The sequence below is a fragment of the Pseudomonas sp. RC10 genome (genome assembly GCF_038397775.1).
In the GTDB taxonomy this organism is placed as follows: Bacteria; Pseudomonadota; Gammaproteobacteria; order Pseudomonadales; family Pseudomonadaceae; genus Aquipseudomonas; species Aquipseudomonas bambusae.
The window spans coordinates 4743358-4761836 of record NZ_CP151650.1; the positions used below are offsets into that span (position 1 = coordinate 4743358).

The 18479-nt window shown below is 60.5% G+C and carries 18 protein-coding genes; all 18 read right to left on the minus strand.

Annotated features, from left to right (window positions below):
- Nucleotides 1–10: 10 nt before the first annotated feature.
- Complete coding sequence (gene fliE / locus AAEO81_RS21645; protein WP_166597996.1) at nucleotides 11–340, minus strand: flagellar hook-basal body complex protein FliE; 330 nt, start codon at nucleotides 338–340, stop codon at nucleotides 11–13.
- Nucleotides 341–622: 282 nt separating this feature from the next.
- Nucleotides 623–2050 carry a sigma-54 dependent transcriptional regulator gene (locus AAEO81_RS21650; protein ID WP_341958966.1) on the minus strand — a complete coding sequence of 476 codons (1428 nt, stop codon included), beginning with the start codon at nucleotides 2048–2050 and terminating at the stop codon, nucleotides 623–625.
- Nucleotides 2047–3255 (minus strand): ATP-binding protein, encoded by a 1209-nt coding sequence (locus AAEO81_RS21655; protein WP_256665378.1) that lies wholly within the window; start codon nucleotides 3253–3255, stop codon nucleotides 2047–2049. The genes AAEO81_RS21650 and AAEO81_RS21655 overlap by 4 nt, the downstream gene beginning before the upstream one ends.
- A gap of 138 nt (nucleotides 3256–3393) precedes the next feature.
- Nucleotides 3394–4869, minus strand: a complete 1476-nt coding sequence (gene fleQ / locus AAEO81_RS21660) for a transcriptional regulator FleQ (RefSeq protein ID WP_166597999.1) — start codon at nucleotides 4867–4869, stop codon at nucleotides 3394–3396.
- Between the two features lie 170 nt (nucleotides 4870–5039).
- Nucleotides 5040–5336, minus strand: a complete 297-nt coding sequence (locus AAEO81_RS21665; RefSeq protein ID WP_166598000.1) for a flagellar protein FliT — start codon at nucleotides 5334–5336, stop codon at nucleotides 5040–5042.
- An 11-nt stretch (nucleotides 5337–5347) separates the two neighbouring features.
- Nucleotides 5348–5743 carry a flagellar export chaperone FliS gene (fliS, locus tag AAEO81_RS21670; protein ID WP_166598001.1) on the minus strand — a complete coding sequence of 132 codons (396 nt, stop codon included), beginning with the start codon at nucleotides 5741–5743 and terminating at the stop codon, nucleotides 5348–5350.
- Nucleotides 5744–5867: 124 nt separating this feature from the next.
- Nucleotides 5868–7310, minus strand: a complete 1443-nt coding sequence (gene fliD, locus AAEO81_RS21675; protein WP_341958967.1) for a flagellar filament capping protein FliD — start codon at nucleotides 7308–7310, stop codon at nucleotides 5868–5870.
- Nucleotides 7311–7386: 76 nt separating this feature from the next.
- Entirely contained in the window at nucleotides 7387–7773 is a 387-nt protein-coding gene (locus AAEO81_RS21680; protein WP_341958968.1) for a flagellar protein FlaG, read from the minus strand.
- 73 nt (nucleotides 7774–7846) lie between these two features.
- Nucleotides 7847–8695, minus strand: a complete 849-nt coding sequence (locus AAEO81_RS21685; protein WP_166598004.1) for a flagellin domain-containing protein — start codon at nucleotides 8693–8695, stop codon at nucleotides 7847–7849.
- Between the two features lie 292 nt (nucleotides 8696–8987).
- Nucleotides 8988–10160, minus strand: a complete 1173-nt coding sequence (locus AAEO81_RS21690; RefSeq protein ID WP_341958969.1) for a flagellin — start codon at nucleotides 10158–10160, stop codon at nucleotides 8988–8990.
- Between the two features lie 275 nt (nucleotides 10161–10435).
- Nucleotides 10436–10708 carry a hypothetical protein gene (locus AAEO81_RS21695; protein ID WP_341958970.1) on the minus strand — a complete coding sequence of 91 codons (273 nt, stop codon included), beginning with the start codon at nucleotides 10706–10708 and terminating at the stop codon, nucleotides 10436–10438.
- The gene (locus AAEO81_RS21700; protein ID WP_341958971.1) at nucleotides 10705–12000 is read right to left on the minus strand and encodes a 6-hydroxymethylpterin diphosphokinase MptE-like protein; all 1296 of its coding nucleotides are present in this window, start codon (nucleotides 11998–12000) and stop codon (nucleotides 10705–10707) included. Before AAEO81_RS21700 ends, AAEO81_RS21695 begins: the two co-directional genes overlap by 4 nt.
- Nucleotides 12001–12084: 84 nt before the next feature.
- Complete coding sequence (locus AAEO81_RS21705; RefSeq protein ID WP_341964594.1) at nucleotides 12085–13017, minus strand: ketoacyl-ACP synthase III; 933 nt, start codon at nucleotides 13015–13017, stop codon at nucleotides 12085–12087.
- A gap of 434 nt (nucleotides 13018–13451) precedes the next feature.
- Nucleotides 13452–14504 (minus strand): pseudaminic acid synthase, encoded by a 1053-nt coding sequence (pseI, locus tag AAEO81_RS21710; protein WP_341958972.1) that lies wholly within the window; start codon nucleotides 14502–14504, stop codon nucleotides 13452–13454.
- Between the two features lie 25 nt (nucleotides 14505–14529).
- Complete coding sequence (gene pseG / locus AAEO81_RS21715) at nucleotides 14530–15600, minus strand: UDP-2,4-diacetamido-2,4,6-trideoxy-beta-L-altropyranose hydrolase (RefSeq protein ID WP_341958973.1); 1071 nt, start codon at nucleotides 15598–15600, stop codon at nucleotides 14530–14532.
- Nucleotides 15597–16298 carry a pseudaminic acid cytidylyltransferase gene (gene pseF, locus AAEO81_RS21720; protein ID WP_341958974.1) on the minus strand — a complete coding sequence of 234 codons (702 nt, stop codon included), beginning with the start codon at nucleotides 16296–16298 and terminating at the stop codon, nucleotides 15597–15599. The genes pseG and pseF overlap by 4 nt, the downstream gene beginning before the upstream one ends.
- On the minus strand, nucleotides 16295–17473 hold the full coding sequence (pseC, locus tag AAEO81_RS21725; RefSeq protein WP_341958975.1) for a UDP-4-amino-4,6-dideoxy-N-acetyl-beta-L-altrosamine transaminase: 1179 nt from the start codon (nucleotides 17471–17473) through the stop codon (nucleotides 16295–16297). Before pseC ends, pseF begins: the two co-directional genes overlap by 4 nt.
- A complete protein-coding gene (gene pseB, locus AAEO81_RS21730) occupies nucleotides 17470–18471 on the minus strand; it encodes a UDP-N-acetylglucosamine 4,6-dehydratase (inverting) (protein WP_166598014.1) in 1002 nt (333 codons plus the stop codon). The genes pseC and pseB overlap by 4 nt, the downstream gene beginning before the upstream one ends.
- Between the last annotated feature and the right edge of the window lie 8 nt (nucleotides 18472–18479).

Genomic DNA, 18479 nt, shown 5'->3' on the forward strand with positions numbered 1-18479 from the left:
TAAATCGTCCTCAAACCGGCATTTGCATGATGTCTTGGTACGCCTGAACCAGCTTGTTGCGTACCTGGGTCAGCGCTTGAAACGAAACGCTGGCTTTCTGCGAGGAAATCATCACATCGGTGAGGTCCACGCCGCTCTTGCCCATCTCGAATGCGGTCGACAATTGGTTCGACGCCTGTTGGGTGTCGTTGACCTTGTTAACCGCCATGCCGAGCATGTCGGAAAAACGGGTCCCACTGGCCATTTCCGGGGCTTCGATGCCCTTCGGCTTGGCCATGGCGTCCATCTGCATGGAGCGCATGTCCAACATCAAGCGATTAAATTCAACACCTTGGCTCATGGACTTCTCTCTCAAAGGGGCCGCAAATTTTTGACACCGATTCAGCGGTTACCCATGTAGTAGCAACAACGGTGCCAGACCAATGGCGGCACTGTGCCAGCTTTTCATGAAAGTATTGGAAGGGTTACAGAACGCAGGACTGAGCCCAACGGTGGTTCTTTGCGAACACTCGCCCTGTAGGAGCGCGCTTGCCCGCGATGGCGTCGTGTCAGCCACTGGAAAAGTTGACCGGTCGATCGCTATCGCGGGCAAGCGCGCTCCTACTCGGGATCAGCGTTCTATTCAGGAAGCGAACAGATACCCCTCAACGTCCATCCCCGCATCCCTCATCTGCGCCAGCTTGTAGCGCAATGTACGCGGGCTGATACCCAGGCGTTCGGCGGCCTCCTTGCGGCGGCCGCGCTCGGCGCGCAGGGTGTCGATGATCATCTGGAACTCGCGGCGACGCAGGTCTTCACCCAGCGCCCCGGCCAATTCGCCGCCGATTGTCTCCGACGACGATTCCGTGACACTGGGCATTGTCGGCAGCGGGGGCAGAACCTGAAGCACCGGCGCAGACGGAATGACCGAGGCGAAGCTGATCGGGCCTGCGAGGCAGAAGTCCTCAGCCTGAATCACGCCGCCCTGCTGCAGAATCAACGCACGCTGCACGGCGTTATCCAGCTCGCGAACATTGCCCGGCCAGCTGTAACCGACCAGGCACTTCTGCGCCTCGGCCGACAACCGCACCGGCGCGTGCTTCATTTTGTTGACGTGCTTGGCCAGCAGACGCTCAGCCAATGGCAGAATATCGCCAGGACGCTGACGCAGCGGTTGCCACGCCAGCGGAAACACCGACAGGCGATAGAACAGGTCTTCACGGAAACGCCCCGACGCCACTTCGCCCGCCAGATCGCGATTGGTGGTGGCGAGCACGCGGATGTCCAGTTCGATAGGCTTGCGCGCACCGACGCGCTCCACTTCGCGCTCCTGCAAAACCCGCAGCAGCTTGGCCTGCAAGCCCATGGGCATCTCGGAAATCTCGTCGAGCAGAATCGTGCCGCCATCGGCTTGTTCGAATTTGCCCGCCTGGGCCGCGATGGCGCCAGTAAAGGAGCCCTTCTCGTGGCCGAACAGCGTGGCCTCCAGCATGTTGTCCGGAATGGCGGCGCAATTGATGGCAATGAACGGCTTGCCCGCCCGGGGCGACTGCTGGTGAATGAAGCGCGCCAATACTTCCTTACCGGTCCCGGACTCGCCGGAAATCAGCACGGTGGAATCACTCTTCGCCACGCGGCTCGCCAGGTTCAGCAATTGCGCACTGGCAGGCTCGACGGCAATCGGCCCCTCGCCATCGGCAGGCCCCAGACGGCCCAGCGCGTGGCGAGCGACCAGCGCCAGCAACGCCTTGGGCTCAAACGGCTTGACCAGGTAATCGGCGGCGCCCTGACGCATCGCTTCAACGGCCCGATCCACCGCGCCATGGGCGGTCATCAGCAGCACCGGCAATTGCGGGTAGCGGCTGCGCAACTGGGCGAGCAACTGGTGGCCGTCCATGCCGGGCATGTTGACGTCGCTGATCACCAGACTGAACGAGCGCTCGGCCGCCGCCAGCAAGGCGTCTTCCGCCGAACCGACGGCATGGAAATCGTGGCCGGCCAGTTCCAGCGTTTCGCCCAGAGCTTCGCGGAGCGAATGATCGTCCTCGACCAGCAATACGTTGATCGTCATGAGTCGTTACCTGTGGCGCTGACGCCCGGAATCAGCGGCAGAGAAACGATGGCACAGGTGCCGCGACCCGGACGCGAACGGAATTGCACCTGTCCCTGGTGAGCGCGAGCGACCGCCGTGACCACCGCCAGCCCCAGCCCAGTGCCCGTGGTCTTGGTGGTGAAGAACGGTTCGCCGATCCGCGCCAACGCAGCGGCGTCGATGCCACTGCCGTTGTCGCTGATGCACAGCCGCAGCGTGTTGCCCCGGTTGTACGCATGAATTTTGACGCGCGCGCCCGGACCACTGGCCTGCACGGCGTTTTCGACGAGGTTGAGCAGCGCCCCGACGAGGGTGTCACGGTTGCACAGCAATTCGCCGTCTGCGCTGTTGCACTGCCAACGCACAGAAACGTCACGCACGTGAGTCTGGGCCGCCGACTCCAGCGCCTCGACCAAGGCTTGCGGCGCCAAGCGGTCGGTCAGCGGCAGTTCGCCACGGGCGAACACCAGCATGTCCCGCACCTGATGCTCCAGCTCATGCAGGCGTTCTTTCAGGCGCCCCGCGAAACGCTGCTGGGTTTCGACATTCAGGACTTGCTCGGTCAAGTGGCTGGCGTAAATCATCGCGGCGGACAGCGGCGTGCGAATCTGGTGGGCCAGCGACGCGACCATTCGCCCCAGCGATGAAAGCCGTTCGTGGCGCGCCAGCTGGCTTTGCAGGTGGCGGGTTTCAGTCAGGTCGTTGAGCAACACCAATTGCCCTGGTTCGGCGTCCAGCGAACGAGTGGCGATGGACAGGCGACGACCATCCTTCAAGGAGATTTCGTGACCGTCGTCCTCCCGAGGCGCGAAGCAACGGGCGATGACGTGACGCCAGAGCATGCCGATCAGCGGCTCGCCCAGCAAATCGATCGCCGCCGGGTTGGCCTCGCGCACGGTGCCAGTGCCATCGATGACGATAACGCCACCGGGCAGGAGGTCCAGCAGGTGTTGAAGGCGGTTCGCCAGACGCTCTTTCTCCGCCAGCTCCTCCATGCGCTGCGCACTGACCACCGCCAACTCACCCTTGAGTTCGGTGACCCGCGCTTCCAGCAGACTGTAGGAATCGGTCAGTTGCACCGACATCTGGTTGAACAGGGCGAACGCCTGCTCCAAACCCTGTCGACTTTCCACTTCCGGGGACGGCTGCACTTGCGAACCTGGCAAGACGGGTTCGGAAGACATCTGAGCGGCCTGGGGCATAGTTGATCTCTCGGTGGCGAACCGTCAGTAAACGGTATGTTGCGAGAGACTTAGCAATCCTCGTGCCGAAAAAAAACCGCTGAAAAATCAGCGGTCTTTTTGGCGGGCGTCAATCGAGCGTCAGTCGTCGAGCTGATCATCGCCTTCGCGACGGCTCATTCCGTACTTGCGCATTTTCTCCACCAGCGTGGTGCGGCGGATGCGCAGACGTTCGGCGGCACGGGCCACAATGCCGTTGGCGTCGTCGAGCGCCTGCTGAATCAGACCCTGTTCCAGACCACCGAGATAGTCCTTCAGGTCCAGGCCTTCCGGCGGCAGCATCGCGCTGTTGGCGAAGTTCGGCGTATGCCCGTTGATGGCCACGCGCTCTTCGAGGTCGCTGCGCAGACTGTCCACCAACTGCTCGTCTTCGTCGTCGACGTAGCGGAATTTCTTCGGCAGCTCAGCCACACCGATCACACCGTACGGGTGCATGATCGCCATGCGCTCGACCAGGTTGGCCAGCTCGCGAACGTTGCCCGGCCAGCCGTGACGGCACAGCGACATGATCGCCGCCGAGTTGAAACGGATCGACCCACGCTTTTCGTGCTCCATGCGCGAGATCAGCTCGTTCATCAGCAGCGGAATGTCTTCCACGCGCTCACGCAACGGCGCCATCTCGATCGGGAACACGTTCAGGCGGTAGTACAAGTCTTCGCGGAAGCCACCGGTCTCGATCATGTCTTCGAGGTTCTTGTGGGTCGCCGCAATGATGCGCACATCGACGCTCTGGGTCTTGTTGCTGCCCACGCGCTCGAAGGTACGTTCCTGCAACACACGCAGCAGCTTGACCTGCATCGGCAGCGGCATGTCACCGATTTCATCGAGGAACAGCGTGCCACCGTTGGCCAGTTCGAAGCGCCCTGCCCGGCTGGTGATCGCACCGGTGAACGCGCCTTTCTCATGACCGAACAGTTCGCTTTCCAGCAGTTCGGCAGGGATGGCGCCACAGTTCACGGGCACGAACGGCGCGTCACGGCGTTTGGAATGGTAATGGAGGTTACGCGCGACCACTTCCTTGCCGGTGCCGGATTCGCCAAGGATCAGCACGCTGGCGTCGGTGTCGGCCACTTGCTGCATCATCTGGCGCACGTGCTGGATCGCACGGCTGGTGCCGACGAGGCTGCGGAACAGATTGGGTTCGCGTTGACGGCCACGCTCACGGGCCTGGTCGTACATCTCGCGATACACCTGAGCGCGGTGCAGGGAATCCAGCAGCTTGCTGTAGCTCGGCGGCATTTCGACGGTGGACAACACGCGTCGACGCAGGTCTTCAGCCAGGTCAGCCGAAGAATTTTCGCCCATCAGCAAAACAGGAAGGAACTCATCCCATGCCGCGACGGTCTTAAGCAGCCCTTGAAGACTGCCCGGGGCATTTACGGTGCCGACCAATACGCACAGGACTTCCCGAGTGGATGCCAAAGAACCCACGACTTGCTGCCAGTCGGTACTGGAGCAGGACAGGTTCTCGTCGCCGAGAAAATTCAGAATCACCGCCATGTCACGGCGGCGCTGGCTATCGTCATCGATCAGCAGAATCTTGATTTCACGCCACATGCAATAGCAACTTCCCTAGTCAACTCGATGCCCTTCAGGGGCAAGCTTGGCCTGTGTATGGTCCGCAGAGACGTTTACAACAGCCAGAAATTAGTGAACATCACTAGTTAAGTCAAAAAACCGTACACAGTCAATTTTATGGCGCACATATTTTTTCGATCAACCCAGCGTCAACCGAACAGATGGTAAACCTTTGCCGCGGATTTCGCTCGCTGGATCTGCGACATTTCATCGACAATCGCTTGGCGTTCGCCCACAGCGATATCTATCAACTGCCGATAGACCCCCAGCAACTCTTCCAGATTGCTGCGCAAGTCAGGCTCATCGTCATTCGCCTCACGAATCACGTCGTCGACACAGGCACGGCAGGCCAGGTCGAGCTTGCCGATCGTCTCCCAATCGCGTTCGGCGAGGGCATCGACCAGGGCTTCGCGGGTTTCTTCGATTCGCTTGAGTGCAGCGCTCATGGTCGTCTCCTTCACAGCGCGGGTTGCTGATCGCCGATACCGTCCCAACCTTCCTTGACGGTGGTCAGCAAATCGCTGACTTCGTCGAGGATTTTCGGGCTGGTCTTGATGTTGGCTTCGGCCAGACGCTTCATCATGTACACATACAGGTTGTCGACGTGAGCCAGGGCTTCAGCCTGCTTCTCCATGTCCAACCCTTCACGCAGGCCACCGATGACCTCGATGGCCTTGCCAATCAATACGCCTTTGGCCGCAATGTCTTTACGCTCGATGGCACCTTTGGCCTGAGCGATGCGGTCCAGGCCGGCTTCCATGAGCATTTGTACCAGACGGTGCGGCGTGGCCACGGCGGTCTGCGCCTGTGAATTAACCTTCTGATACTGCCGAAGGGCTGCCATACGGTTCATGTTTTCTTACCTCGCACAACTCGAAGTTCGTATATTCAATGTATCGACACGGCCTTGGGAAACTTTAAGGCCAGATGCCAAAAACCCGGCACATGGGCCGGGTCATGGTTTAGAGCGCTAAGGATCAGCCTTTCGACGCGTTCAAAGAGTCGAAGAACGAGGTGATGCTCGTGGCCGACGCCTTCAGCTGTCCGACCAACAGGTCCATCGCGTTGTATTTTGCAGTGAGTGTAGCGGTCAGCGTGGTCACACGCAGGTCCAGCGCCGCCTGCTGATCCTGCAAGTCGCTCTGCTGCTTGTTCAGGCTGGTGGTTCGAGTGGCAAAAATACCGCCAGTCTGGGTGTACGGCGTGATGGCGGTGTTCATGCGCGCGATCAGGCCGTTGCTGCCGTCACCGGTCCCGCTGAACAGTGTCTGCACATCGCCCGCCAGACCTTTGCTCATGGCCGCATCGAACTTGGTGCTGTCCAGCGAAAGCGTACCGTCTGCCTGGGCCGTGGTGATGCCGAGCTGCGAAAGCACCGACAGGTCGCCGCCCGCGCCCGTGGTGACCAGCTCGTTGCGCAGTGCCGACAGAATGGAGCGCGGCATCGAGTCGCCGGTCAGGGCCGCAGGGGTCACGGTCGCGCCGGTGGTAGGGTCGGGCGTGGCGCTGACCGTGGCTTTGGTGACCGTGCTGACGGCTTTGACAACCGAGTTGTAGGAATCGACGAACGCTTGCAGCGACGCCTTGAGCCCGTCGGTGTTGGTGGCAACTGTCACGGTCACCGGCGTCGTCGATTTGTCACTGCCCGGCAGCAACGTCAGCGACACACCCCCGAGGTTCTTGTCGATGGTATTGCTCTTGCTGACGAAGTTGAAACCGTCAATGGTTACGTCAGCGCTGATCGCCTGGGCGCCGATATAGCCAGCAGAACTGGCCGAGGTTGTGTCAATCGGCGTGTTCGCATTGATGGTAAAGCCCGCGATGCTACTGCTGGTGGTGATATCCGAACCCGCTCCAGTGACGTTCGAGCCAAACACCAGCCGCGAACCATTGGTGTCGGTGATGATGTTGGCGCTGATGCCGGTGGTTTTGGTCTGAGCGTTGATCTGCTTGGCAACGTCAGCCAGCGTGGAGCCGTCGGGGATGGTAAACGGGTTATCAATGCCATTTTGACTGATGGTGAGGGTACCAGTCGGAATAGCACTGCTGCTGCCGCCAGCAAAAGCCGCAGTTGCGACGCTGGAACTGGTTGCAACTTTGTTCACGACAACCGTGTGGGTGCCAGGCACGGCAGAGTTGTCGGAGGTTACGCTCACTTTGGTGGCGTCCGAGGAGGTCGCCGCATAGCCTGCGAATTGCAGTTTGCTGGTGGTGCCGGTTGGGGGTTTGAGCAATGTCTGAAACGCCGACAACGCCGATTGCAGCGTGCCGATGCCGGAAAGCTTGGTCGTGACCAGTTTGGTCTGGGTCGTGATCTGCGTTTGCTTCGCGAGCTTGTCAGAGTTGACCAGCGCGGTAACGATATCGCCAATCGCCAGGCCAGATCCCAGGCCGGTTGATGGGGTAATTGGACTCGCCATGTGTGTCTCCTTTCAGGTTGAGTCGGTCTTTTGACTAATCACAGCTCAAAACAACCGCGTACACGTTTCATGCCACTCAGACTTTAGCGTCGAACAACAGGCTATGAGCGTTCTGAAGGCTGTCAGCGATTTTCAGCGCTTCGGCGGACGGCAACTGCCGCACCACTTCACCTGTTTCGCTGGCAATGACTTTCACAACGACCTTACCGGATGCCTCATCAATGGAGAATTCCAGATTACGCCGAACCGACTGAACGAATTTTTCGATCTGATCGACGGCGGCTTTCAAGGCTTGATCACCTTTGTCGGAATTTGAGTCTTTACTTTTGTTCGTGTCCGTATCAGAAGCCGACACGGGATCAGGAGCGGGAATGACCGGAGCAGGTACCGGGGTCTTGTCCGTGACCAATGGCGTCGTCTGCACAGCAGCATAAGACAGATTCAGCCGCGTACTTATGTCCATGTCTACTCACCTCTCAAAAGTAAAAAGCGGGAGAGTACGCAAGCACACTCCCCCGCCAAAACTCATTCCGATATTACTGAAGCAGTTTCAGTACAGCGGAAGGCAGTTGGTTAGCCTGGGCCAGAACAGCGGTGGAAGCTTGTTGCAGAGTTTGCTGTTTGGTCAGGTTAGCGGTTTCAGCTGCGAAGTCGGTGTCTTGAATACGGCCCAGTGCAGCGGTGGCGTTTTCGTTGACGTTTTGCAGGTTGGAAATGGTGCTGGTCAGACGGTTTTGCGAAGCACCGAGGTCAGCACGGGTGGAGTTGATCTTGGCCAGAGCCGCGTCGATCGAAGTGATCGCCTTGTCAATGTTGCCCGAAGCAGTGGCGCTGGTGCCGGAGATCGCAACCGAACCGCTGGCAACCGACAGGGAAGTTGCGTCGAACTTGCCGGTCAGGGTCAGGGTGATCTGGTTAGCCGAACCTACGTCCGAACCCACTTGCAGAGTCATGCTGCCGGCGGAACCGTCGAGCAGGTTCTTGCCGTTGAGGTTGGTCGAAGCCGAGATACGGGTCAGTTCGTCCGACATCTGAGCGAATTCAGCGTTCAGAGCGGTACGGTCAGCCGAGCCGTTGGTGTCGTTTCGCGACTGAACAGCCAGTTCACGCATACGTTGCAGAATGTTGGTCGACTCTTGCAGAGCGCCTTCAGCCGTCTGAGCCATCGAGATACCGTCGTTGGCGTTCTTGATTGCTACGGTCTGGCCACGGATTTGCGAAGTTTCGCGAGTAGCGATCTGCAGGCCGGCTGCGTCGTCTTTAGCGCTGTTGATTTTCAGACCGGACGACAGACGAGTCATCGAAGTCGACAGTGCATCGGAAGCTTTGCCCAGGTTCTTCTGAACAGCCAAGGAAGCTACGTTAGTGTTTACGCCTAAAGCCATGATGAATTCCTCGTTGGTTGGGTACTGCGGCTTTCCGGCCCTGGCAAGCGCCGGGTGTGGCCTAGAGAACCTTCGTAATGTTTATCGTCGTGGTTGCCAGGAGCTTGAGGGCTTTTCGAAAATTTTTTGCCACCAGAGCGCCACCCCTGCTTTCGACGGGGGTTACACAGCGTTTCGGCGGGACCCTCGCAAGCTTTAATCAAGACGTCAAACCTATGATTACCAACGGAATTCAAGACGGACACGTCGCCTGGACGTGCCCGGTTCAGCGGTTTAACTGAAAAGACTCGCCTTACTGAAGCAGCTTCAACACCGCCGCAGGCAGTTGGTTCGCTTGGGCGAGGATGGCGGTCGAGGCTTGTTGAAGGGTTTGCTGTTTGGTCAGCTCGGCGGTTTCGGCGGCGAAGTCGACGTCCTCGATTCGCCCTCGCGAGGCCGTCACGTTTTCCACAACGTTGGAAATGTTGGCGACCGTATGTGTGAGCCGGTTTTGCTTGGCACCCAGCTCAGCCGTGAACGCGTTCAGGATCTCCAAGGCATTGCCAACGGCGTCGACGGTTGCATCGATGTTGTCGTTGATCGCTGCGTTATTGAGAGGCTCATTGACCTCATCTTCCTTTTGGGCGGTTTTAAGCGTCGCGGCGGCGGTATCAAGCTCTTTCTGAGCATCCGTGACCGCAGTCGTCGCCGTCGTGATAGCCCCTGCCGTCGCAGGATCGGCCGGATCAAGCTTATTGGCTGCATCCAATCCGGCCTGTGCAGCGGCGACCAGTTTGGTTTTATCGGCGACATCCGTCTGCATCTGCTTAGTGACCTTCGGTTCAACGGTGTTTCGATAGCCCGTCCCGTCCAGCGCATAAGGCGTGTACTCCCCAGCGACCACTTTCCGATTGCCTGTGGTCCCCGGCCCTGCTTGAACTTCGTCAATCGTTTTCGTAGCGACAAACAAGGTCGACGCTCCAAAACTTTTATTCAGCGACAAACTGATTTCTTCGCTCGGTCCGGTATTGGCCCCGACATGAAACGTCAGTGTGCCCGCTGTTCCATCCAGCAAATTCAAGTCACGCCCGAAACGGGTAGTCGATGAAATCCTCGACAACTCTTCCTGAGACTCCAGAAACTCCTTATTGATCGCTTGGCGTTCGGCTGGACTGTTATTGCCATTCTTTGCCTGCAAACCCAAATCACGCATGCGCTGCAAGATATCCGTCGAACGCTTCAGCGCACCCTCCGTCGTTTGAATGATTGAGATAGCGTCATTGGCGTTGCGTTGTGCAACGGTGAGACCGCGAATTTGACTCGTAAGCCGATTCGCGATCTGCATACCCGCCGCGTCATCTTTGGCACTGTTGATCCGCAACCCCGAAGACAGACGGGTCATGGCCGTACTCAACGACTCGGAAGACCGGTTCAGATTCCGTTGAACGGACAACGACGCAATATTGGTATTGACGGTTAAAGCCATTTTGAATTCCCTCGTTGATAGAAACGGCAGGTTTTCAAAAAGCGGGGAAGTCCATTTCTCCCGGAAAACCTACAGTTTCGTTATCGCCGACTCCCAAGATGGCTTTAACGCGGTCATGCTGATTCAAGACGTGCCACCACGACACGTGTCGGGTAATAAAGTGGCTAAGTCATTAATATGACTAGCCCTAAAAAAATTGATTAAAAAAAGCCCTTTCGGGCTTCTTGAATTCAAACTTTCTTAACAAGTTGTAGGAAGTTTCTCCAACTAGTGAATCAGATCACGTGGGTGGTATTGACCAACCCCACAAACTCCACCTCCAACCAATCCGCCACGCCCAACCAGTCCTGCCGTTCCTGACACGCCAGAATCGCACTCAACACCCGCGTCCATTCAGCCTGCTCCGCAGCCGCCCGTGAGGCCATCAACGGCATCGCGGTGTCGATGAGGTCGACCATTTTCAGCGACGCTTCGATGTCGCGCCCCAGGCGGAACAGGCGCGCGCAGTGGCAGGCCGTGTCGATGAGGGTTGGGGAGGCGTCGTTCATGCCGGGGTCCAGTTCGGGTCGAAGTCGGTGCCGGCGATGAATGCGCCGTCGCGGCTGGTGTTGAGGAAGATCACTTCAGGGTGCAGCGCGATGTAGCGTTCCAGTTCGATGAGGTAGCTGCGGAAGTTGAGCTGGGTCTTGACCTTGTCACCCCGGCCGTCGAGCACCCAGTGGCGTGCGATGTCGACGTTCGGGCCCAAATGGCCGTCGCCCCAGCCGGTGTGGGTCTTGCCGCCGGGGAAGGCGAAGTCGGCGCCGAACAGGGTGATGCGCGGCGCGCCCATTTTCACCGCGAGATCGACGGCCGGGTGAATCACGCTGCCGCCCATGTGCAGGCTGCCACGGGGAATCGCTTCGCGGATCACCGAATAGATCGGGCTGCTGGAGTAGCCTCCGTAGCGCGGCCCCTGCCAAGCCTTGAGGACGTCGGCGTCCTGACCGGGGAGGTAGACCAGCGCGATGCCGTCGGAATCGTCGGGCGGCAGGTGACGGGGGGCAATGCGATGGTCGATGCTGACCACCAGGTCCGGCTTGATACCGTGTTGGCGCAATGACACGTAAGCGGTGTCCACGCAAATGAACACGGGTCGCTCAGCGGCGTGAAACACTTGCGTCAGTCGCGGCAGGTGCTGTTGCAGGCTGGGGCCGGTCGCGATGACAAACACATCACGACCGCGCTGGCTGCCAAACAGGTCGGCCACGTCTGCGTCGTTCAGCAGCAGTGCCCTGCCCTGTTCCAGTCGCTGAGCGTTCTCGGGGTTGTCCGGAGCGAAATCCTGATTGGTGAAGCGCACGTGGACTTCGCTCACCAGCCGGTCACGAATCCGCGCGCTGCTGTCGTCGGCCAGCACCAGTTCGGCGGGCAACGCGAAGAACGGCAGGCAAATTTCCGCAGCGGCATCGGCGTAGACCAGACGTACGCGCGGGTCGGACAGCCAGTCGTCGTGCTCCAGCAGTTGCAGGACCAGCGCGAACAGCGCGCCGTTGAGGATGTGGACGTGCAACGTTTGCAGGGTGTCGGTGGCCAGCAGCACCCGGGGCAAATCGCCGAGGCCGGTGCCGTAGACATGAACATGAGGGCTGCCGGGGGGAAGGCTGTCGGCCTGCACCCGCGCTTCGGCGACGCGGTCATGGCGGCTGGTGAGTTGGACGCCGTTTACGCTGAGCGTCGAGCCTTGGCCTTCGAGCAGTTGCGCAGGCACCGCATCGGTGTTTTCAGCCAGCAGACGCCGGGCGACGTCGGGCCACCGCCGTTCGATCGCCGCCAGGTTGCGCTGGAGAATCTCGCTCATGACAACGTCCCTATCCCACGAGAAGAACAGAATGCAAAACGGCGACGTGAGGGTCAGCGTCGCCGTTTTGTACGTGACTATAGGTCAGGGACGATAAAGGATCGCCGAACCCCACGACAAGCCCACGCCGAAACCACTGATGGCCACGCGCTTCCAGGGCCCGGTGAGCATGTGCTTTTCCAGCAGCAGCGGGATGCTCGACGACACGGTGTTGCCGGTTTCGAGCATGTCCTTGACGAACTTGTCTGCGGACGCGCCCTCTTCAAAACGGCGGGCCACGGCATCAACGATGGCGGCGCTGCCCTGGTGGATGCAGAACGCGTCGATGTCCGACGCCTGGAGCTCGGAGTCGGTGAGCAATTCGTTGAGGTGTGCGGGCACCTTGACCAGTGCGAAATTGAACACCTGACGGCCGTTCATATAGAAATCGCCGTTGATGGTCTTGAGGAACTCCGCGCCACCGCCGTCGCTGCCGAATTTTGACTTGCCCAGGTGCCACGGCGCGTCTTCGCCCATCCAGGTGGCGGTGGCGGCGTCGCCGAACAGCATGGTGGTGTTGCGGTCTTCGGGGTCGACGATCTTCGAATACGGGTCAGCGGTGATCAGCAAGCCGTTCTTCAAGCCCGTGGCTTCCATGAAGCCCTTGATCGCGTAGAGGCCATAAACGTAGCCCGAGCAGCCCAGCGAGATGTCGAACGTCGCCACGTTGGTCGACAGACCCAGCTTGTGCTGGACGATGGCGGAGGTGTGCGGCAAGCCTTCTTCGTCGCCATTCTGAGTCACGACGATCAGCACGTCGATGGCGTCGCGGGACAAGTCGGGGTTGTTGGCGAACAACTGGTTGGCGGCTTCGACGCAGAGGTCGGAGGTTTCCTGGGCGTCTTCCTTGCGGGGCAGAAAAGCAGAACCGATCTTGCCGAGGATGAAGGTTTCATCCTTGCCGAATTTGGCGCCCTGCGCGTAATTGTCGACGCCAGCCTTAGGCACGTAACTCGCTATGCTTTTAATGCCAATCATCATGGCTTCCCAATCAAAATCTGCTGAACATCACCCATCGCTCGAAGGCGGGGCATTGAAATCCGGGGCTCGCAGCCGGAAAACCGGCGACGCAATGGCTCGGGCGACCAGAGAAAGTCTGTGAAATCAGCCTGATGCCATCCTCTTCTGCGAGCACGATACAGTGAAGATGCCCGTTATGACTCACAGGTCACCAAAAGTTTTACAAGCTTTTAGCTGACCGATGAGTGCTGCGCAAGGGTGGATTAGGGTTCAGACAGGCAATTGACATGAAGATGTCACGGCGGTGTGGGCGCGGTGTGTCAGTCAGAACCTGTTCGCCACCGTCGTAACCTCGGGAAGCCCCCACAGGGCCTGCGTCGTGCCTGATAGCGGTGGGAGAGGCCGGAGGTTACGACGGCAGCGAAAGCGATGGGACAGTTGCCATCGACAAGTCAGCCCACCACGTCCCAGCGCAACGGCGTGCCGCGTTTGACGGCCTGGCGGGCGGTGCGGCCGAGGATGCGGTCGATGTGTTTGGGTGCGAGGCCCAGCCCCGGGCGGATCGCGCGGACGTTGTCTTTGCTGAACGCCTCCCCTTCGGCCACATCCTTGACGACGTAAAGCGACCGGCGGTAGACCAGCGATTTCTGCTCAGCCTGGGTCGCGCCGTATTGCACATGGCCGAGCCCTTGCCAGGCGCGCTCCGTCTCTGTCACCAGACTGGCCATCTCGGCAGGTTCCAGCGAAAAACTGGCGTCCACCCCGCCGGCAGCCCGGTCGAGGGTGAAGTGTTTTTCGATGACCGTCGCGCCCATGGCCACCGCCGCCACCGACACGCCGACGCCCAGGGTGTGATCGGACAGCCCGACCTGACAGCCGAACAGGCTCGCCAAATGGGGAATGGTGCGAATGTGGCTGTTTTCGGGCGACGCCGGGTAGGTGCTGGTGCATTTGAGCAGCACCAGGTCCTGACACCCGGCCTCTCGGGCGGCGCGCACGGTTTCGTCGAGCTCGGCGATGCTGGCCATGCCCGTGGAAATGATCATCGGCTTGCCGGTGGCCGCCACTTTGCGGATCAGCGGAAGGTCGGTGTTTTCAAAGCTGGCGATTTTGTACGCCGGGACGTCAAGACTTTCCAGAAAGTCCACGGCGGTTTCATCGAACGGCGTGGAGAACGCCAACAGCCCCAATTCCTTCGCCCGAGCGAAAATCGGCGCGTGCCATTCCCACGGCGTGTGGGCCTGTTCATACAACGCATACAACGAGGTTCCCGCCCACAGGCTGTTGGGGTCCTTGATGAAAAACTCACCCTCGGCAATGTCCAGCGTCATGGTGTCAGCGGTGTAGGTCTGCAACTTCAGCGCATGGGCGCCAGCGTTCGCGGCGGCCTCAACGATGCGCAACGCCTGCTCCAGCGACTGGTTATGGTTGCCGCTCATCTCCGCGATGATGAACGGCGGCGCGTCATGGCCAAGGGTTCTGGGGCCGATCTTGAAAGCCTTCATGGGTCGCTCACTCACTGAAAAAGGGTCATGGCCCGACAGCGCCGATCAGCGCGTCCGCCAGCCGTTGCGCGCCGCAGCCGTCCACCAGCGCCCGTGAGCGTTCAGCGAACGCCCGACGTTGCGGCGCGTCGTCGATCAGTCGGGCAATCGCCTCGACCAATCGCTGCGGTTCCAACTGCTCATGGGGGCCGAGGTAAAGGTGTATGCCCGCCTCGGCCAGCAGCTGTGCATTGAGCTGTTGATTGTTCGCCACCGAAATACAGATCGTCGGCAACCCCAGCGCGGCGCGCTCCCAGGTCGTGCCGCCGCCTGCGCCAATGAACAGGTCCGCCTGCTGCATCCGCGCGAAAAAATCGTCGACCAGCGTCTGCACATGCCAGTTCGGGTGCGCCTCCGCCAGCGCGCTCATCGCGGCCCACTCGGGGTTATGCAGCCCGGCGACGACATCCACGTGCAGATCATCGAAGCCCTGTAATGCCACCAACGTGGCGTACACCTGACGGGCCGCATCGAAGCCGCCAAAGTTGACCAGCACCCGCTTCACCTTCGGTTTGATCACGATGGGCTGGCACTGGAATTCGTCACGCAACAGGGCGAACCGGGGGCCGAGAAACGTCTGGCAATCGCGGTCCACCCACTGGGCGTAAGCCCCCGGCACGGCGTGAGCGGAAAAATTCTGGTCGAGCAAGAGGTCCACGGCGTGGGGCCGATTGGCCAGGTCGTCGATGGCCATCAAGCGCCGGGCGAAACGCCGCGCCGCACGCTCCCACTGCGCATCCAGCCCGTAGTGATCGACGATCAGCCAATCGAAACGCGGCGCCTGCGCAACGGCATCGGCAAGGGCATTGACGTCGGCCTGCCATGGCAAGCGCGCCTCGATGCCCGCGCCACTCTGCTCGTGCGGATAACGCTCGGGTAAGCCGTGGGCGACGTAGCCTTGGTCACGCAGTCGTTGCAGCAAATGGCCGGGCAACGCCCGGCAGGCAAACACCACCTCGGCGCCGCCATTGCGCAGGACATTGGCCAGCGTCAGGCAGCGGGCGATGTGGCCGCTGCCAATGGCGATGGACGCGTCGGCGCGAATCAGCACTCTCACGGCTCGATTTCCCCGCCCGCCTTCAGCGCCGCATAGAGGTATTCAGCGCGCAGCCAGTCTTCTTCGTCGTCGATGTCCTGGACCAGATGCCGAGGCAGGATCACCGGCAGGCTCAGGGGCGAAAACATCACGTCGCCTCGCAACCACGCCTCACTGCGCCCCCAGTAAAACTGACCGGCATCTTGATACGCTGCTGGCAAATCCTGGGAGCGTACGTGGCGAAACTCGGGGTGCATGGCGTCGACGCTGCCGTCATCGTTGAGCTTCAGGGCGCGTTGAACGGGGAATCCGAAACTGCACACCGAAAATGCAAAGGCCTTGTCCGGCGCCGCCTGCAACGCCTCGAACCCTTGACGCAAAAAGCGCGGCTGCAACAGCGGCGCCGTGGCGTAAATGCAGCAGGTGTAGTCGTAGCGCTGGTCCAGCGTGCGGATCGCGTGTTGCACCACCGGTCCGGTCCCGGTGAAGGCATCGGACAGCTCCGCCGGCCGCAGGAACGGCACCTCAGCGCCATGTTGACGCGCTACGTCGGCGATCTCTTCGTCGTCGGTGCTGACAACCACGCGGTCGAACAGGCCGCTTTTCAACGCAGCGCGAATCGAGCCGACGATCATCGGCTCGCCGTTGAACAGTTTCAGGTTCTTGCGCGGAATGCGCTGACTGCCGCCCCGGGCAGGAATCACGGCGAGCGCGGTCATCGTTGCGGACCTTGACCGTCAGCGAGCAAACGCCGCAAGTGATCGACCACGTAGTCCTGCTGCTCGTCGGTCATGGCCGGGTACATCGGCAGGCTGATGGCCTGGGCGTAATAAGCCTCGGCTTCGGGGAAATCACCGGGCCTGAAGCCTAGGTCGCGGTAATAAGGCTGCAAGTGGACCGGGATGTAATGCACGTTGACGCCGATGCCCGCTGCGCGCAGGCCTTCGAACACGACGCGATGGCTGACGCTCAAGCCCTCGGTCTGCACCCGCACGACATACAGATGCCACGCCGATTCGGCGTCGGGTTGAAGGGTCGGCAAGGTCAGCGGCAGATCGGCGAGCAGGGTTTGATACCGGGCCACCAGCGCACGACGGCGCGCCAGAAAACCCTCCAGTTTGTCCAGTTGCGAAAGGCCCAGCGCCGCCTGCATGTCGGTGATGCGGTAGTTGAACCCCAGTTCGACCTGCTGGTAATACCACGGGCCGTGGCTCGGTTCGTCCATCTGCGCCGGGTCGCGGGTCATGCCGTGGCTGCGCAGACGCCGCAAGTGCTCGGCCAGTTCGGGGCGGTTGGTCAGCACCAGCCCACCTTCGCCCGTGGTGACGATTTTCACCGGATGGAAGCTGAACACCGTCATGTCGGCGTATTCGCCGCAACCCACCGGGCGACCGGCGTAGCGGGCACCCACGGCGTGGGAGGCGTCTTCGATGACCACGAACCCATAGCGTCGCGACAGCTCGCGGATCGCCCGCATTTCACAGCTCTGTCCCGAAAACGCCACCGCCACCAGCACTTTCGGCAGCGTGCCTTCGCCTTCGGCGATCTTCAGTTTCTGCGCCAGCGCGTCGGCATCGAGGTTCCAGGTGTACGGGTCGATGTCGACGAAGTCCACATTAGCCCCGCAATAGCGACCGCAATTGGCCGAGGCCAAAAAGGTGTTGGGGCTGGTCCAGAGCCAGTCGCCCTCCCCCAATCCCGCCGCCAGACAAGCGATGTGCAGGGCCGCCGTGGCATTGCAGACCGCGACGCCAAAACCTGCCTCGCAGCGCGCCGCCATCGCCACTTCGAAGCGCTCAATGGTCGGCCCCTGGGTCAGCCAGTCCGATTTGAGCACCTCGACCACGGCGTCAATGTCCGCCTGATCGAGGCTCTGACGGCCGTACGGAATCATGGCTGGATGTCGGCGTGCAGTTGGCTGATCTGTGCCACCGACATGAAGTCCGGGTTGGTGTCGGAGCGGTATTCGAACTCATCGGCCACAGGGCGGCCCTTTTCACCGGTAGCGTCGGTGGTGAAATCGGTGTCCACGCTGTTGAAGCGAATCGACGGCACGATGGTGTAGTGATCCTTGAACTCCAGCGTCATGCGGGCGTCGTCCTGGGGCACCATCAGTTCGTGCAGTTTTTCACCCGGACGAATGCCCACCAGCTTGTGCGGCAGATCAACCGCCATGGCCTTCGCGAGATCGACGATGTGCACCGACGGGATCTTCGGCACGAACACTTCGCCGCCGTGCATGCGCGCGAAGCTCTGCATCACGAAATCCACGCCGTGATCCAGGGTGATCCAGAAGCGGGTCATGCGCGGATCGGTGATCGGCAGTTCTGTGGCGCCCTCGGCGATCAGCTTCTTGAAGAACGGCACGATCGAGCCTCGGGACCCGGCAACGTTGCCATAGCGCACCACGGAAAAACGCGTCTGCTCTTCTCCGCCGATGTTGTTGGCGGCGACGAACAGTTTGTCCGAGAGCAGCTTGGTGGCGCCGTACAGGTTGATCGGGCTGGCCGCCTTGTCGGTGGACAGCGCGATGACTTTTTTCACCCCGTTGGCGATGGCCGCCGAGATGATGTTTTCCGCGCCATTGACGTTGGTGCGAATGAATTCGGTGGGGTTGTATTCCGCTGCGGGCACATGCTTGAGCGCCGCCGCATGAACCACGTAGTCGATGCCGCGCATGCCTTGGTGCAAGCGCTCGGCATCGCGCACGTCGCCGAGAAAATAGCGCATGCAGGGCGCATTGAATTCCTGCTGCATTTCGTATTGCTTGAGCTCATCGCGGGAAAACACCACCACGCGCCGGGGCTGATAGCGCTCCAGCAGCGTGCGGATGAATACGCGACCGAACGAACCGGTCGCGCCCGAGATAAACACTGATTTGCCGTTGAACATGACGATGT

Excerpts from the sequence above, each read along its gene's own strand:
- fliE (WP_166597996.1), bottom strand. The coding sequence starts at position 340 with ATGAGCCAAGGTGTTGAATTTAATCGCTTGATGTTGGACATGCGCTCC.
- AAEO81_RS21650 (WP_341958966.1), bottom strand. The coding sequence starts at position 2,050 with ATGACGATCAACGTATTGCTGGTCGAGGACGATCATTCGCTCCGCGAA.
- AAEO81_RS21655 (WP_256665378.1), bottom strand. The coding sequence starts at position 3,255 with ATGTCTTCCGAACCCGTCTTGCCAGGTTCGCAAGTGCAGCCGTCCCCG.
- fleQ (WP_166597999.1), bottom strand. The coding sequence starts at position 4,869 with ATGTGGCGTGAAATCAAGATTCTGCTGATCGATGACGATAGCCAGCGC.
- AAEO81_RS21665 (WP_166598000.1), bottom strand. The coding sequence starts at position 5,336 with ATGAGCGCTGCACTCAAGCGAATCGAAGAAACCCGCGAAGCCCTGGTC.
- fliS (WP_166598001.1), bottom strand. The coding sequence starts at position 5,743 with ATGAACCGTATGGCAGCCCTTCGGCAGTATCAGAAGGTTAATTCACAG.
- fliD (WP_341958967.1), bottom strand. The coding sequence starts at position 7,310 with ATGGCGAGTCCAATTACCCCATCAACCGGCCTGGGATCTGGCCTGGCG.
- AAEO81_RS21680 (WP_341958968.1), bottom strand. The coding sequence starts at position 7,773 with ATGGACATAAGTACGCGGCTGAATCTGTCTTATGCTGCTGTGCAGACG.
- AAEO81_RS21685 (WP_166598004.1), bottom strand. The coding sequence starts at position 8,695 with ATGGCTTTAGGCGTAAACACTAACGTAGCTTCCTTGGCTGTTCAGAAG.
- AAEO81_RS21690 (WP_341958969.1), bottom strand. The coding sequence starts at position 10,160 with ATGGCTTTAACCGTCAATACCAATATTGCGTCGTTGTCCGTTCAACGG.
- AAEO81_RS21695 (WP_341958970.1), bottom strand. The coding sequence starts at position 10,708 with ATGAACGACGCCTCCCCAACCCTCATCGACACGGCCTGCCACTGCGCG.
- AAEO81_RS21700 (WP_341958971.1), bottom strand. The coding sequence starts at position 12,000 with ATGAGCGAGATTCTCCAGCGCAACCTGGCGGCGATCGAACGGCGGTGG.
- AAEO81_RS21705 (WP_341964594.1), bottom strand. The coding sequence starts at position 13,017 with ATGATTGGCATTAAAAGCATAGCGAGTTACGTGCCTAAGGCTGGCGTC.
- pseI (WP_341958972.1), bottom strand. The coding sequence starts at position 14,504 with ATGAAGGCTTTCAAGATCGGCCCCAGAACCCTTGGCCATGACGCGCCG.
- pseF (WP_341958974.1), bottom strand. The coding sequence starts at position 16,298 with ATGACCGCGCTCGCCGTGATTCCTGCCCGGGGCGGCAGTCAGCGCATT.
- pseC (WP_341958975.1), bottom strand. The coding sequence starts at position 17,473 with ATGATTCCGTACGGCCGTCAGAGCCTCGATCAGGCGGACATTGACGCC.
- pseB (WP_166598014.1), bottom strand. The coding sequence starts at position 18,471 with ATGTTCAACGGCAAATCAGTGTTTATCTCGGGCGCGACCGGTTCGTTC.